Below are 16,740 nucleotides of genomic sequence, written 5' to 3' on the forward strand. Positions count from 1 at the left end.
TGCAATATTAGTTAAAAGACGGCGGAGGTACGGAAGTTCCCCAAGCTTTATCGGGCTTGCCGCCAAGTTCAAAGTTAATGTCACAGCCGTTTTTTATCAAATTCAGAGGAAGCCATGTGCTATTATATTCTTTGCCGTCTATTTTCATTTTTCTGATAAACGGTTTGTCTTCGTTGCCGCCGGTAATTTTTACATCGCCGCTCTTTAAATGAATAACCGCCGACGAAAAGAACGGACTGTTAATAGAAAAACCGCCCACGCCCGGAATTTCAGGATAAATACCCAAACAACTAAACACATAAAAAGCGCCCATTGTTCCTAAATCGTCGTTGCCGGGTAATCCGTCGGGCTTGTCGAAATATTCTTCCTTAATTATTCTGTTGACGACTTGTTGTGTTTTGTACGGCGCGCCTGCCCAATTGTATATCCAAGGTATTTGAAAATCCGGTTCATTACCTGCGGCAAACCAATCCTGTCCGTAATTAGCATCCAGTCTTGTAAACAATTCATCCAATCTTTGTTCGGCAACTTTCTGTCCGCCAATAGTATCGATTAATGCCTTTAAATTAAAAGGAACCATCCAGAAATAATTTTTATACGTGGCTTCGCGCCAGTCTTCATCATAGCGTTTCCAACTGCCGTCGGCATTGCGCGATTGCAACCATTTTCTTTCAGGATTATACAAATGCTTCCAACCCTGTGCGCGACTTTCGTACCATGCGCTCACATAAGGGTCGTCGCATGCATCGGATGCGAAACGCGAAACAGCAAAATCGGCACTGTTATATTCCAATTGAATGGATGCATTATAAAATCCTTTTTCCAGATATTGTTTCAGTCCCGGTCTCGTCAATTCTTTTTGCGAATGCGCGGTACTGTCTTCCGCGCCATGACGCATAATATTGAGTAAAGATTTTGTATCATAGTTTCTTGCACCGAAGGCATAAGCGTTTGCAACGAGAACGGAAGTTGGGTCGCCTTGCATAATGCCTGTTTCAACATTTGCCAACACCCAACGCGGGAAGCCGCCGCCCGATTGTTCTGCAAAATCTTTTAAAGAAGAAACTACATCCGAAGCAATATCCGGTTCGAGCATACTGAGCAATTGTATTTGTGTTCTGTAAGTGTCCCAATTACTGAAAGAAGTATATTGTGAATGTGCAGGAACTGTTGTATGAATTTTATCATCCGCGCCCATGTACTCGCCATTTACATCGTTACAAATATTCGGATGAATTAATGCGTGATATAAGTGCGTATAAAATTGTTGTACGTGAATGCTGTCTTTATCTTTCACTTCTATCTCGGATAAATATTTGTTCCATTCGCTTTGTGCGTTGTTCTTTACTGATTCAAAATTCCATCCTGCGTTTTCCTTGCGAAGATTTTCCTTTGCATTACTTACGGAAACATAAGACACGCCTATTTTGTATTTGATAACGTGTGTCTTGTTTAGGTTAAACACAAAATAAAGTCCCGAATGTGCGCCTTCGACAAAAGAAGCGCTATCCGTTATTTTTTTATCTTTCCATGTACCGAAGTTGATGGCATCTGCATCAAACTCCGCAGCGAAATAAACTTTATACGGCGTTGATATACCGCAGAAAGAACCGCCGTACGAATAACCCTCGCATGAATGCGGGCTTGTAATAACAACGGCAGAAGCTGTTGTGGGCGTAGATGCAACGCCACCGCCGATAATGACCGTTCCATTTTCGCTGTTTGCAGGATAGGAAAATTTTGCCATGCCCGTGCGCTTGGTAACAGTCAGTTCCGCCAATATGTTATCATTGACGGTTGCTTTATAATAACCCGCTGTTCCCGATTCTTTTGAAATAGTTGTTCTGAGATGAACAATATCATCGGGCGAAACATTCAGCCTTCCGTTTAAAGGAAGAACCGGAAAATTACCCATGTGGTCGCAGCCCGCGCCGCTCAACTGATTAATGCCAAAACCCTGCAATGTTGAAAAATAAGGTCTCGTAAACTGCACCATCCCAAACGGATAAGTAGCACCGGGATAAGTATTTCCGCCGGCTTCCGTTCCGATAAGCGTATTGACCTTTTTCGCATAATCTGTGTTTTGCGCGCCTGCTTTAAAACTTATAAGACCGTATATATAAAATATCAGAAAAAATTTCCTCTTCTTCAAAATACTTACCATGCTTTCTTATGTTTCTTATTTTATTATTCCCAATTATATAATCTTACAAAATGCGGTCTGTAGAGGTCGGCGCTGCCGGGCGCATTAAAGTTTGCCGCGAAATCGTTGGGATTGGTATTATACGCAATCACTAATTCGCCTTGCGTGGACAGTGATTGATGAAGCGTAGTATTGTAGGTAACGCCCCAACTAAAATCGGGAATGTAATAGATGGTTCTTCTGTTTGTAAACGGACCTGTCGGACTGTTGGACTCCCAAAGATAAATCTGATGTCCGTACACAGCTCCCTGACTAATCATATAATATTTATTGTTTTTCTTGATGATATTGGGCAGCGTTTGCGCATCTTCCAACACCGTATAATTATCGGGATTATCTGCCCAGCCGTTAGCCGTAAGAAATTGCCAATTGGCAGTTAAGTCATGATCAGGCGCACGAGCAATGTGTAAATCGTAAGCTAAAAAATTCTGAGTGTTTCCGTAAATGTAGGTATAGCCGTCGTCGTCATCAAAAATACCTGCATCATAGCTTATATCGCCGTTTACTTTATTTTTTATTACCTGCTCCAAAGCCATATCGGGAATGCTGAAAACAGCCAAATCCGTACCCGGATGGTCTAAGCCGCCGGAATTATTATATACCAAATGCCCCAGTAAAAGCTGAAACTTTCCGTTCACGACGTGTCCGTCTCCCGCCCAGTAAAGCTCTTTGGTATCGTTGGATTCCAGATTGTCGTACATGAGCCAAGTCTTACTGTTATTGAGCGTTCCCTGATTTAACTGAACAAAACTTTGAAGGGATTTGTTATACTGCAAAGCGGCTGCATTTCTTACAAACTTGTTCAAAGCCGGGTCGCGATTACGCGTATTATCTATGGTACCGATAAAGCTGTCCTGAAAAGTCCACAGCGTAGTAGTATCATTAATAACATGGGAATAATTACCGTCGCCGCCGTTCCAGCCGGAATAACGTGTCAGATATGCATCGTATTGCAAATCTTCATAAGCCTGCACAGAAGCATCCCATTGACCTGTATTTTGTATCTGCTTTAATATGGTAGTATCGTTACGAATATCAACAGTTGAATCGTTGTTTGAAGCCGTATCAACGGGTCTGTGATATGGTGCAATGCCATATTCATTTTTGAGGCTGCAAGACGCAGCTGATAATATGAGAATATACAGACTTATTCTTTTCATAAGAATTTACAATTAAAATTTACAAAATTGTTTTACAAACCGATTTGAGAGTAAGGAATCCGTATTCCTTTTACACGATAAAAATACGGGTCTAAATAACCATCTTTACAATCCTTTACGCCGCAGCCGGAAAAATTCAAACAATAGGTAACCAACAATTCATTGTGACCATTATCAAATTCAGGATGAACCGCAACAGTATAATATCTTGCATAGCTGCCATACATATATTCACAAATAGAATAAACCTTTTTGCGTGCACCGAAAGGTCCTGTCGGGCTGTCGGAAACGGCAGCATAAATATTTCTTTCTTCTTCGCAGTTAAACCCCTGATCCATTGTTATCATTACATATTTGTGATGCACATACGCTATTGAAGCAGTTCCCAGCCCGGCAGCTACTCTTGCCGAATCTTCCGGTACAGGTGTCGAAGTCCACGAAGACCCGTTCCAAAATGTCCATAATTGCGGCTTTCCAACAGGGAACCGCGCTACGTACACATTCAGTTTATATCCAAAATCTTTTCCCATAGTGCCGAAGACATAGACATACCCGTCATTTTGTTTGACCATTCCTGCTGCATAATTAATCAAAGAGTCGTTTTTCAAACCTTCGGGAACAGTTCGTTTCACTTTCCATAAATGACCTTCGCTCTCGGTCAAATCATACAAAGACTGTCTTTTAAATATCAGCCCGTCTCCTTCCCCACATTGCAGATATACATGATTTCTTATTTCAACGCCGGCTGAAGGCCATGCAAATTCCGAATGGGGCATCACGTCGCATATCTGTTTGGGGCGATGTTGCAGACTGCCTTCACGAATTATGTTTAACGTGTGATTGGGATTCCAATCATCCACCGAAGGTTGTATCATCACGGAGTTTCTGTAATGAAAATAATCGGTACACTTAAATTTATTATTAAGCTGCAATGATTCGCCGTCCCATGCATCCTGCGTTACCCACAACACTTTTCCCTTGTTCGCTCCGTAGCTTAAAGGAATAGACATTCCTTCGTCAAATGCGACTGAACCGAGCGCTTTATTATTGCGGTTGAAAAATTTTACGACTTCGTCATCACGATAAGTAACTGCAGATTGGGGCATAAATGACCATAATTGGTTTTCGTTATTTTTTATCGTTTTGAGAACCACAGGAATATTATCAGCCGAAGCATCGGAACTACTCAGTGCAAGGTTTGTTTTTTTATTGATGATATAAAATTTACCGGTAGCGCCAACACGTTTAATTTGCCAGAGTTCTTCATCTGCCAACGAATCTGACTTGAAATATTGTTGCAATTGTGTTCCGTTATCAGGTGCTTTCAGCAACTTACCACTAAAAACATTTCGGATGTAATAATATTTTTTACCATCTTCCGTTTTATTGTAAATCACATACCATTGCTGCCATCCTGCAATTTTATCTTTATAATATTCAGTTTTATTCAGAACTATTTTACTGCCATCACTATATTTTTCGTTATAAAGAATATTTCCTGCAACCTGCATAAAATTTTTATGCATGCCGTTTTGAATTAAGTAAACCGCATAAGCTGTATCTACGTCTGTAACTTCTTCCGGTAACTGATTCTTTACAGCAACGGCGGCTTGTACTCTTTCCGTATTACCAAACCACAAAACCGATATACAGCATAAGAAAAAAGCTATTCTTGTCATATTTTTTACTTAATAAAGAACAATGAATCAGAATCCGATTTGCAGCCCTAAAGTTACCACACGCTGGTTAAGATACGCATCGCCTGCTGTATTGGATTGCACTTCCGGGTCTTGCTGATATTTTTTTGAAACATTACTCCATGTTGCAATGTTGTAAGAGCTGAAATATATTCTTGCATTATTAATTTTAAAAGGCAATACTTTATTGGGTAACTGATAGCCTAACTCGATTGTTTTTAACCTTATGTAATATGCGTTTACCAACCAAAAGTCAGACATATACACGGCAGGGCTATTTACCGTTGTAGGATTGGTCGTCAATCTTGGAAATTCAGCAGTAGCCGCAGTCTCAGGCGTCCATCTTTTTTCGTGGATTGGCTGAAACTGGCTTTGGAACGGTTCTATCGCAGTGCCCGTAAGCGCTAAACTGTAATCAAACGCACCCTGAAAAAGGAAATTGATATAAAATCCTTTGTAGCTTAAATTAATCGGAAGCCCCAATGTTGTAGTCGGTAAATTAGGATGACCGATTGCCTGCCTGTCATTCTCATCAATTACACCGTCGCCATTCAAATCTTTATATTTCAAATCGCCAGGCTGAATGGCTATTGCCGTCGATGGTTTCGGCACAGAAGCATCATCGACATCAGCTTGGGAATAGAAGCCTTCAAATACATAGCCGAACGGCTGGTTTATCGGCTTTCCGGTTGCAGCCAACCAGGGATATCTTGGCGAAGCTTCGGCTTCATATAAAATTTTATTTTTCGCATAAGACCATACAACTCCAACGCTATAATTCATCGCGCCTATTTTATCTTTATAAGTGATAGTTCCATCGAAACCGCGATTGACTGTTCTCGCTACGTTTGTGGGCGATACGCCTATTCCGAGTATCTCAGGAATATCGCCTCTTGTTACCAATTGGTCGTACCTGTAGTCTCTGAAATAATCTGCCGTTACGGAAATCTTATCATTAAATGCATTGAAATCAAGACCTATATCTAAACTTCTTTTCTTTTCCCACGTAACATCATTATTGCCTAAAGCACCTTCATAAATAGTTCCTCTGCCTTGCGGCGATTGACCAAAGCTGTAACCCCCGCCTGTAACATATACCTGCTGATATAAATACTGGTCGCCCGGAGCAACATCCGAACCTACAACGCCATAAGAAGCTCTTAATTTAAACAAGCTGAACCCAGAAAGAACATTTTTCATAAAATTTTCTTTCTTTAAATTCCAACCCAAACCGATTGCAGGAAAAAAGCCATATCTTTTCTTTGCTTCAAACCTGTCCGAACCATTATAGCCGACATTAAAATCCACAAGATATTTCTGGTCATAGTCATATCCTATTTTATAGGAAAACCCTCTGAACTTTTGCGGCGCTGCTGCTATTACATAATTCTCATAATTTTCCTGGTTCCAAAGCAATAATGAATTGATATGATGGTTTCCGAACGTTGCTTTATAATTCAGATACAACTGCATATTTACGCGCTGGTCTTTCAAATCGGTATTGGCGATAGTTCTGTATCCGATTAGTGTATATCCGCCGGAGCTTACGCCGGTGTTGAGCGTGTACGAGCTGTCCCTCGGGTCGAAATGATAAGACGGTGGGAAAGCATAAGGTCGTGCAAGGTTCAGGGTATTCTGTTCTATACCCGCATAGGCAACTCTTCCTGTTAAAGAAAGCCCCTTAACAAGGAAATCCAATTTTTCATTAAATTGTACGAGCGAATTATAATCGGTTCTTCTTTGTCTGCTGTAACCGCCTGTTGCAAGCAATGCATTAATAGTCGGTAACTGGTCTTGCGTATCATACGCATAAGCGTAGCTTCCATTGGGATTTAAAAACGGCGCTGAATAAGGATGATACTTGGTAAAATCATAAATGTCGCTTGTTACATTCTGATTATACGGCTGGTTGATATCGCCGAAACGCGCCGTAAGGTCAAGCCTTAAGCTGAAATTGTGTGTTACCTGTATATCGAGATTTGACCTTACCGTATATCTTCTGTAAAAATAATTGGTATTCACACCGTCTTCATTCGTTGAAAAATCCCGGACCTGACCGTTCTGGCTAAAGACACCTCCGGATACGAAATACTTAACAGAAGCCGTTCCGCCCGAAATATCCAGGTTAGAATTTGACTGTGTGGAATAAGGTTTCATAATAGCCTTGTACCAATCAATATCCGGATGTCCGTAGGGGTCATCTCCGTTTTGAAAAGCATCAAAATCGCTTTGATTAAATGGCGCTACAAGACCATCGTTTGTGTATGCTTCGTTAACCAGTTTCGCAGTATTATAAGCATTTAAAAACTTAGGCGTTCTTACCGGCGTCTGCACGCCTGTTTCCTGAATGAGATTAAAACTCGGATGCCCCAATTTACCTCTGCGCGTAGTTACAATCAATACGCCGTTCGCACCTTTAATACCGTAAATCGCAGTTGTAGATGCATCTTTCAGAATGGATATGCTCTCAATTTCATTTACATTTATTTGCGCCAGCTGTTCATAGGTATATTCAATACCGTCCACAATAATTAACGGTTGGTTACCGGCAGAATTTAAAGAACTTACACCTCTGATAAAATAATCGGACGCATCTTTTCCCGGCTGTCCCGAACGTTGCTGGGCAAAGAAACCGGGCAACCTGCCTGCTAACGTATTTTGTACGCTGGATGTTGGAATTCTCCTGATTTCTTCTGCATTAATGGAAGCTACCGAACCCGTATTGGTAACTCTTTTGGTTGTACCAAAACCTACAACAATCACGTCGTTTAAAGAACTGTTGGTTTTATCCAAAACGATATTCAGCAACGATGTTCCTTTGGTTATTACTTGTTTCGTCTCGTAGCCGACAAAACTCACACTTAAAGTATCGCTGTTTACCGTAATTGTAAAGAACCCGTTCTTGTCGGTATTGACTCCATTCTTCGGATTAGCTTTTTCAATGACAGTTACATCCCTCAAAGGTCCGGCGGAATCCCGCACAAATCCTCTGACAGTCTGCTGCGCCAAACCGGCAAAACAACTACCTAAAAAAAGAGTAAAAAATATTAGTTTCTTCATTGAGAAAAAAGATAAACTGTGTTATAATTATTTTGTACAAAATATTGCTACCATCCCGGGTTCTGTTTCATGTTTTCATCCTTAACAAATTCAGTATATGGTATCGGATAAAAATACATTTTCGGGCTGCTGAAACTTGGCGTTAAAACCTGTATTTCATTATAAAAAAGCTGTCCGTTGCTTGACTGCTGTATGTCCATTCCCCGTAATGGCTTTGCATACAGACTGTCGGCGATTTTCCATCTTCTGATGTCCCAGTAACGCTGCTCTTCAAATGCCATTTCTATTCTTCTTTCATTTCTTATGGCTTCGCGCATCTGGTCTTGATTCATTCCTTGTTGCAATCCGTAGGATTGATTATCTCCCGCTGTAATTCCCGCTCTTTGCCTTAAAGAATAAAGTACATTATAAACATCTGAGGTTGGTCCTTCATACTCATTGGCGGCTTCGGCATATTCCAATAAAACATCGGCATATCTTAAATATATCCAGTCATGATTGGTATTTGAATAAACAGGACTGCCGCTGACACTCTCAAAATTTCCCATAAACTTGCGCATGTAATAAGCGGTTTTTGTTTGCTGTAATGTTCCGCCCGGCTTATCAAGCCCACCATCAAAAGTTTCTATTGCACGGTTTAACCAAAGCATTCCGTTGTAAAAGACCGTCGCGCTCAAACGCGGGTCTCTGTTGGTATAAGGATTAGCTTCATCATAGCCCGAATTGACATCGGTAATTGCAAGCCCGTTATTCATTGGAAATGCATCTACCAAATTTTGCGTAGGGCTTGTTCTTCCCGAACCGCCCGCAGAAGTATATCCTATAGGACCGTTGACCGTTTCAACCGAAGTATTATTGCCGTTTTGTCTCCAAAAGATTGTTTCGGTATTCCCGGCAATAGGTTCTGCCTGTGTTGTAAACACATCGGAATAATTGGGCATCAAAGCGTAAGTACCCAGATTAATAACAGCTTGGGCTGCATCTTTGGCAAGCTTCCACCTGTTTTTATCATAATCCGCATATCCCGTAAGAGAATCGCCGTCATCTATATTGCCGCCGTTGAAAAGAGGGCTTGCGGCATATAACAGTACTTTTGCTTTCAAAGCCATTGCAGCACCTTGAGTAATGCGTCCATAGTTGGTGCTATTTACCTGTGGTTGTGTTCTCAAACTATCTTTGGCTGCATCCAATTCACTTACCACGTAATCAATACATCGCTGAAAGCTCGCTCTTGGTAATTCCACATTATCCGTTATTTCATAAACAGTATTGCCCAGCAAGGGAACGCCTCCATAACGCCTTATCAATTCAAAATATGTCCATGCACGGAGAAAACGGGCTTCCGCTTTATAAGCCGAACGGGCAGACCTTCCATCGGGCAATTTTTCGATAATCGGCACTCTATCTATATTTACAATGAATATAGTTGCTGCCCTGATAGCTTTATAGCTTTGTGTCCAAATATCATCACTGTTCGGCTGAGTTGCCGTATAAGCACCTGTTGCTATTTGCTCTACGGCAGACAAGCCATTGTAAGAAGATATGGCATCGTCCGAAGCAGCATCCAAATAATCGCCGCCAACTCTGTTGTGACCACTAAACAGCGCATCATTATAAACTGTATTTAGAAATTCAATAGCATAAGTTCCTGCCGAATCATGGGAGTCAAAAGTTAAATCGATAGACTGTTCCTGACCCAAAGGAATTTTTTCATAATCTTTGGCGCAGGAAGAAAATCCTATACATAAGCCTATGAGTAAAATTCCGGCTATTGAGTTTAATAAAATTTTTTTCGTGCTATATTTATTCTGAAGCATAAGATTATAATTTTATATTGATGCCTGTATTAAACACTCTTTGCAGCGGATAATTTGTCAATGAAATTTCCGGATCAACTAAATTATACTGCGCATAAGTGTACAGATTGAGTGCATTGACAAATATTTTGATGCCGCCTATTCCGCCTAAATGTTTAATCCATTTATAAGGCAGATTGTAAGCGAGGCTTATATTTTTTATACGGAAATAATTATCCTTGTGTAAAAACAAAGCACTGGATGTGTATAGCGGAGCATAATTATATCCATTGCCACCGGCAGTTAATCTCGGGTAAATTGCAGTTGTTGCTGTTTCGGGAGTCCAGCGCGTTTCTGTCTGTTCATACGCTTGCCCGTAACCATTGTTTTGTGATTGGAAGCCGGCGTCAATCGGTAAATTGTCTGCATAGATTTCGTTGTTCAAAATACCTTGCAACAAGGTGCTGAATTCAATTCCTTTATAAGAAAAGCCGAATGTCAGTCCCCAGAAAATCTTTGGCTTAGTTGTACCAATAGGCGCAATATCAAAAGCATCGATAACGCCGTCATTGTTCAAATCTTTGTATTTTACATCTCCCGGTACAAGCGTATAACCTGCAATAGTTGCCGTATTACTTGCTTCGGTTGCCGACTGGATAAATCCGTCTGTCATTAACCCAAACCTTTCGCCGACAGGTAACCCTGTATGTACGTTCCATGCATATTTTTCATACTGCTCATCCATATACACAACCTTCGATTGCTGTATAGAGGCATTGCCTGTAACAAAATAATTGAAATCTTTAGCAGCATTCTGATAGGTCAGCGAAAATTCGTGACCTGTATATAAATCAACACCGATGTTTTCCGCAGGATAATTAGCACCTATCAAAGCAATGCTTTTGCCTCTCGTTTGCATTACATCATAATATCTTTCGTGATAATAATCATAAGTGAATTGGAGATGTTTATCAAACAAAGAAATGTCTGTGCCGATGTCTAATTTCTTTGCCTTTTCCCAGGTAGCATTCACATTGGGAAGTGTTGCATTTTCCTGGCTTCCCGTGGGCGCAGGATAGGAGCTTCCGATTTGATAAGACGGAACATATTGAGAAAAGTGCGCCAGCCAAATATAATATCCGTAATCATCTACATTGGCGTTTCCGGTTTTACCATAAGTCGCTCTGATTTTAAATTTGTCAATCCACTTGATATTATTCCGAACAAAATTTTCTTTTGCAATATCCCATCCAAGTCCACCTGCGTAGAACAAGCCGTACCGATGACCACTTTCGTATCTGTCATACCCGCCATAATCTGCAGCTGCTTCTGCAAAATATTTTTCAGCATAATTGTAATATCCCTTAAAGGCATAGTTAGTTTGAACAGTCGGCAAATCGTAATTGAGTAATGTTTGTCTTTGGTCGTACATTAATAATGCACCGAAAGCGTTATCTCCAATGTGCGTATCATAACCGGTTTGCGCTCTCGCATACCAATATCTTGCCCACGAAGTAGTGGTATAAGTGTTGTTCTGGTTTACCGTGCTGCCATATCTTTGATAAGTAGTATCGCCGTCTTTAACCGTCATAGCATATACAGGAACCTGCTTGCTGCGATTAAGATAACTTGCAGACTGCACAGAGACATTGCCATTGGCTTTGAACCACCATCCTTTAATCCAGCGGTCAAGCCTGTAATTCAGGTCGAGATTAACAAGAATATCCCGCTCCTGTTCGCTGAGATAACCGGAACCTGTAGTTTGTGCTAAGAGATTAGTTGAATAATTTGTCGTGCCTCCGAATGAACCATCGGGATTATAAACGGGATAGGCGTTGTTCGGCGTTGTGAGTAAGGCGCTTAAAATACTTGATGCTCCCGCACCGGGTTGGTTGTGATTTTGAAGCCGACCGATGATATTTAATCCTAAGTCAAAGTCCTTATTGATTTTGAAAAATATTTTTGAATCAATGGTGTATCTCTTTAAGTTCAGATTGGTATTGTAACTGTTGTCCGGCGATGTTTTAAAAAATCCATCCTGATTAAGATAACCAAGTGAAACCAGATACCGGGCTGTATTAGTACCTCCTGTAACGTTGAGATTATAACGGTTCATTATCGCATTCTTATCTATAATCGTTTTGTACCAATCCACGTCAGGATGCCCGTAGGGGTCTGAACCATCGCGGTATGCAGTAAAATCGTCCGCCGTATAAGCGGCATTTTTGCCATCGTTCAGCAAAGCTTCGTTTAATAAATAAGCATATTTATACGCGGGCAAAGGATTGGGTAATCCGGGAGAATTTTGAATACCGGTTTCCGCAGAAAAAGTCAAATGGGGCTTGCCGATTTTGGGTTGTAACGTAGTTACTACCAATGCGCCTCTTGAACTGTTTTGTCCTAATAATATATTCGACAATGCATCTTTCAAAATGGAGACCGATTGAATTTCTTCCGGGTCGAGCGAATACATTTCTCTCTGTACGCCGTCAATAACCACTATCGGTGATTGTCCTGCGCTGCCGGCATGACCCCTCAACTGAATATTAAACTGATTGTTATCGGTTGGTCCTGCACCACTATTATTGTTAGGTATATTTCCGACAAAAATATCTTGTGTCGTTTGAGCACCAAGCGGCGGCAAATAAAATCCCTGTTGCTGAATTACGCTCAACCCCGAAAGCCTTCCCGGCAAAGCATAAGTATATTGCGGAGCCGGCGTATTGCTTATTTCATTTCCATAAACTGTAGAGGTTGCACCGAGAAAACCGGATGCATTCTCATCGCCATACAGCACTTTTAGTTTCCCGCTCATCAGCGAATCGAGGCTGTTATCATAAACGATATTGTTGCGGATTTGATATTCGGATAAATAAGACTGATGCATTCTAAAGACAATATTCTTTTCGCTACCAATATGAATAACAGCTTTATCAAATCCTGCGTGAATAGCATACACTTTTTGATAACTGCCAGCCGGCAAATCAAATTTTCCCTGAACATCCGTTACAGATAACAGATCTCCATTTTTATTCACTACGTTTACTTTGCTTAACGGCTTGCCCCAATCATCCACTATAATTCCACCGAGAACAGAAGATGTATCATTATTATTCTCAAGATTACTTGAATCCACTTGAGCTGTTACACAAACCGAAGTTGATAAGAACAGGATGGTGAATAATACATATATTTTCAAATAATGTTTGCTCATAAATATCGTTGAGTTGATGTTTATTATTGACATTTAAAAGTATAAGTGAAAGGCGTAGAATCATCGCCCGTACTGCCGACTTTGACATTACCGGATGCATCTGTAAAATAATACTGAAGGCTTGCCAATTGCTTATCGGCAGACAGATTAAAAAGCCCCCTGGGCCATATATCAATACGCCACTTCTTTATTCCATCAGCAACTAACTTGGTTGTACTGTCCTGGCGACATACTTCAAGCGTATCGCCATCTGTAGTAATGCCTTTTGCGCATAAGAAAATATTGGATTCATTCGCCAAAGCATTGTCTATAATGCCACCATCAAAGCTCAGGGTAACGATGTCGTTATCAAGTGAATTCAGCGGGTCTACCGTTGAAAGTTGAGGATTGCAAAAATCAATTAAGTCGCCTGTACCGAAGACCCTGAAACATCCGGGAAAAGCTGCATTATAATATTGCGGGTCAGAGAGTCCGTCAACGCTTTCGGCGACAACATAGCCGAGTTTAAACGAGATATTATCCTGGCTTGTCTTGATTTTAATATTTACTGTTACACTAACATTTACATTTCCACCTACGTTATAAGCATTGTTCGAATAAAAAGCGACCCATTCCCAACCGGGCAATAAATTGCCCCCATGACCTATTTTGTTGCTGATAAGCGTTGGCCAATCCAAACCGTTGCCTTGCGGCGCAGCTGTTCCGGCAGGAATAACCGACATTTTCTGTTCCCCGTCGGTAATACTACTGGTAAAACTAATTGATGCGTTACTGGCTACATTCCATACCTTCGGCACTAATACAGCTACCATTAATTTTGAATTATCTTCCTCTGCATTTGTGGAGATTGTTACGTGCAACGTAGATTGCAGCGTTTCTCCGCCGTTAACGCTGTCAGGCTGGTCAATGCTGTCAATAGTAATACTGCACGCGACAACAACCAGCGCTATTACTACGCCAACTGCTATAAGTTGCCACCGGATTTTTCTCTTAATATAATTGAGGCTTTTGCGCATATGGATTTCTAATTAACTTTTTGAAGAGTATATGTATAACTGTTCGAGCTGCAACCGGGAGAAAAAGTCAATACAATATTTCTTACTCCGTTAGTCGAAGGGTATTTAAGGTCTAATTCTTTGGAAGAATTATCCTGCGTTTCAAAATAAATTTTAAAAGGATATTGAGGGTCGTCCAAGTGATACTTTCCATTTTGGGTAACGATGAACGGAACCAGGCTGTCAATGGTATAAGAACTGTCGGTAAAGGTTATTTTGAAATGCGAAAAATCGAAACGGTTTATTAAATCTGTACCGTTTCGGGTTGCGCCTATTATTTTCCATGTACCGGCAATGGATTTTACCGGCTCTTGCTTATACTGAAGGATGTCTTCCCGATGACAGTTGCTAAACAGCATCAGGACAAACAAAAAAGAAAATATCTTAATCAATTTCATCTGTTTATTTTTATTGTTTTTTAATTGTCAGATGGAATGCCTTGAAATATTACGAACGGGTTATTTATTTTAATTTTTGCGTTCGTGAATTCCGCTTCGCTACATTTGACTTCGTCGATCTTCGATTCATCGCTTTGGATATGTAAAATATTTATGGGCATTTCATTAGTATAAATTTTTAATACAATGGATTTTGCTGTAATTCCCGTAGCTTGGATATTTCCGACAAAGGAAGTGGCCACAGATACATCGCTTTTTTAAAATTGTGTTTACGCACATTAAACACTTTATACGTTACCGTATTGCCTCTATCGACTTCCATACCGTGCATTTCCTGGTTTTGTGTAGAGTCTGCAATCATCCATCTTCTTACATCAAAAAACCGCTGACCTTCATAAGCCAATTCCACTTGTCTTTCCCTTCGTATCACTTGGCGCATCTCGGTTTGGGAAAGCCCTTGCGGCAACGTGTAAGGTCGAAGTCCCGCCCTTTGCCGGATAGCCTCTACTGCCTGATAAACATTTTCATCAGGTCCCGCATATTCATTTTGCGCTTCAGCATAGTCGAGTAATATTTCAGCATATCTTATTAACGGCAGGCATCTTGCTGTTGTACCCAATCCGTTATTAATAACTGCAGGGTCTATCATTTTAAAAATGTAATAGCCGGTAGGCGTACCTTTGTAAACTGCATCGCCGCTGGCGGCCGTCGCGGGCGAAACTTTTGTATTCCAATAAAGCTTGACCGGTGTCGGCTGGTTGGCGCCGAAAGTGGTTCTTAAAGTTGAATCATGAATGATGGAATAATCCAGACGCGGGTCTCTGTTTTTATACGGATTTTGCGGGTCGTAACCGGAGGTCGGGTCGGTAATGTCTTTGCCGTTGCTCATAGGAAACGCATCCACCATTTCCTGATAGGGGAATGGTCCGCCCGAACCGCCCCGTGAAGGAACATCCCATAAGCTTTCCAGGTATTTATTGCCATCCATCATTCTTGCCAGAATGTATTCGGTATTATAACGTTGGGTAAATAATTCCTGAAAACCATACCCGGGCTCGCCCGGTTTACTTGTAGAATCAACATATAACGAATAAGCATTCAACAGTATAACCTGCTCGGCAGCATTTGCCGCTCTTTGCCAGCGATTGGGGTCAGCATCGGGATATGCAACAATCGTATCCAAACCATTGCCTTGGTCTTTTCCTATACCGCCATTGTTAAACAGAGGACTTGCAGCATAGAGATACAATCTGGCTTTTAATGCCAGGCAAGCTCCCTTGCTTGCTCTTCCGTAATTAGAGCCGGACTGTGTTACGGGTAAGTCCTGTGCCGCGCTGTCGCATTCATCAGCAATGTAGTTCACACAACTTTCAAAAGAATTTCTTTTCTGAGCCACCTGGTCGCTTGCCGTATAAATGGTATCCCCGATGAGTGGAATGCCGCCATAGTGTTCCAAAAGCATAAAATAATACCATGCCCTTAAAAAGCGAGCTTCAGCTTTGGTTTCTGTTTTTAAAGATGAAGAAAAAGGTATTGTGGACAAATGTTTCAAAAACTGGTTTACCGCGCGAATGTTAGCGTAAGGTATTCGCCAGGCATCATCCGGAACTATTGTCGGATTGACTGTTCCCGTTGCAAATTCAATAAAACCATTTGTGCTGGAAGCATTCGGGCTTTCAGCTTCATCGCAGGACGCGTCTAAACCTGCTGCATAATTGCCGCCGCTAAAACGCCTGGGATCGCTGGCAAATCCAATATTAGTATAGATGTTATTTAAAAAATCCATAGCATTGGCGCTGTCCGAAAAAGTACTTGTCTCATTCAGACTTGATGTAGCAGTTTGGTCTAAAAAACCATTTTTCTGGCAGCTGAACCAAAAAGCAATCGGCACTAAGAATAATGGATAATAGAATCGTTTTTTCATATTTTTTAAAAAAGTATATTTTTATTGATGAAGCGAAATTGTTTATCATAAAAAAATGGGTATTCACAGATGTATGCTAATGTGAACCATCTCTTATATTTTCAATACGCTTAAATACTAACTTACCAAAGTTTGTTAAACATCATATACTATGACACATAAAGTAAATTGCACCTCTACTATATAAATTTTTTAAGGCAAATCTTTTGACTTCTTTTCCCGGTTTTGTTCAT

General features: G+C 40.8%; 9 protein-coding genes. All 9 read right to left on the reverse strand.

Translation table 11 applies throughout. The features are described from left to right. Positions 1 to 7 precede the first annotated feature (7 nt). Positions 8 to 2,164 carry a GH92 family glycosyl hydrolase gene (locus tag A9P82_RS10270; RefSeq protein ID WP_082915314.1) on the reverse strand — a complete coding sequence of 719 codons (2,157 nt, stop codon included), beginning with the start codon at positions 2,162 to 2,164 and terminating at the stop codon, positions 8 to 10. A gap of 23 nt (positions 2,165 to 2,187) precedes the next feature. Further along, a complete protein-coding gene (locus A9P82_RS10275; RefSeq protein ID WP_066207539.1) occupies positions 2,188 to 3,363 on the reverse strand; it encodes a DUF5005 domain-containing protein in 1,176 nt (391 codons plus the stop codon). 32 nt (positions 3,364 to 3,395) lie between these two features. Then, entirely contained in the window at positions 3,396 to 5,042 is a 1,647-nt protein-coding gene (locus A9P82_RS10280) for an RICIN domain-containing protein (protein ID WP_082915315.1), read from the reverse strand. Between the two features lie 27 nt (positions 5,043 to 5,069). After that, complete coding sequence (locus A9P82_RS10285; protein ID WP_066207543.1) at positions 5,070 to 8,120, reverse strand: SusC/RagA family TonB-linked outer membrane protein; 3,051 nt, start codon at positions 8,118 to 8,120, stop codon at positions 5,070 to 5,072. Positions 8,121 to 8,167: 47 nt separating this feature from the next. Continuing rightward, a complete protein-coding gene (locus tag A9P82_RS10290) occupies positions 8,168 to 9,937 on the reverse strand; it encodes a RagB/SusD family nutrient uptake outer membrane protein (RefSeq protein WP_066207545.1) in 1,770 nt (589 codons plus the stop codon). A gap of 4 nt (positions 9,938 to 9,941) precedes the next feature. Next, positions 9,942 to 13,130, reverse strand: a complete 3,189-nt coding sequence (locus tag A9P82_RS10295) for a SusC/RagA family TonB-linked outer membrane protein (protein ID WP_066207547.1) — start codon at positions 13,128 to 13,130, stop codon at positions 9,942 to 9,944. 23 nt (positions 13,131 to 13,153) lie between these two features. Further along, entirely contained in the window at positions 13,154 to 14,146 is a 993-nt protein-coding gene (locus A9P82_RS10300; protein ID WP_066207549.1) for a DUF4961 domain-containing protein, read from the reverse strand. A gap of 8 nt (positions 14,147 to 14,154) precedes the next feature. Then, on the reverse strand, positions 14,155 to 14,583 hold the full coding sequence (locus tag A9P82_RS10305) for a DUF5004 domain-containing protein (RefSeq protein WP_066207551.1): 429 nt from the start codon (positions 14,581 to 14,583) through the stop codon (positions 14,155 to 14,157). A 178-nt stretch (positions 14,584 to 14,761) separates the two neighbouring features. Beyond that, a complete protein-coding gene (locus A9P82_RS10310) occupies positions 14,762 to 16,507 on the reverse strand; it encodes a RagB/SusD family nutrient uptake outer membrane protein (RefSeq protein ID WP_066207552.1) in 1,746 nt (581 codons plus the stop codon). Between the last annotated feature and the right edge of the window lie 233 nt (positions 16,508 to 16,740).

Origin of the sequence: Arachidicoccus sp. BS20 (assembly GCF_001659705.1) — a bacterium.
In the GTDB taxonomy this organism is placed as follows: Bacteria; Bacteroidota; Bacteroidia; order Chitinophagales; family Chitinophagaceae; genus Arachidicoccus.

Coding starts and splice junctions, on each gene's coding strand:
- A9P82_RS10270 (WP_082915314.1), bottom strand. CDS start 2,164: ATGGTAAGTATTTTGAAGAAGAGGAAATTTTTTCTGATATTTTATATA.
- A9P82_RS10275 (WP_066207539.1), bottom strand. CDS start 3,363: ATGAAAAGAATAAGTCTGTATATTCTCATATTATCAGCTGCGTCTTGC.
- A9P82_RS10280 (WP_082915315.1), bottom strand. CDS start 5,042: ATGACAAGAATAGCTTTTTTCTTATGCTGTATATCGGTTTTGTGGTTT.
- A9P82_RS10285 (WP_066207543.1), bottom strand. CDS start 8,120: ATGAAGAAACTAATATTTTTTACTCTTTTTTTAGGTAGTTGTTTTGCC.
- A9P82_RS10290 (WP_066207545.1), bottom strand. CDS start 9,937: ATGCTTCAGAATAAATATAGCACGAAAAAAATTTTATTAAACTCAATA.
- A9P82_RS10295 (WP_066207547.1), bottom strand. CDS start 13,130: ATGAGCAAACATTATTTGAAAATATATGTATTATTCACCATCCTGTTC.
- A9P82_RS10300 (WP_066207549.1), bottom strand. CDS start 14,146: ATGCGCAAAAGCCTCAATTATATTAAGAGAAAAATCCGGTGGCAACTT.
- A9P82_RS10305 (WP_066207551.1), bottom strand. CDS start 14,583: ATGAAATTGATTAAGATATTTTCTTTTTTGTTTGTCCTGATGCTGTTT.
- A9P82_RS10310 (WP_066207552.1), bottom strand. CDS start 16,507: ATGAAAAAACGATTCTATTATCCATTATTCTTAGTGCCGATTGCTTTT.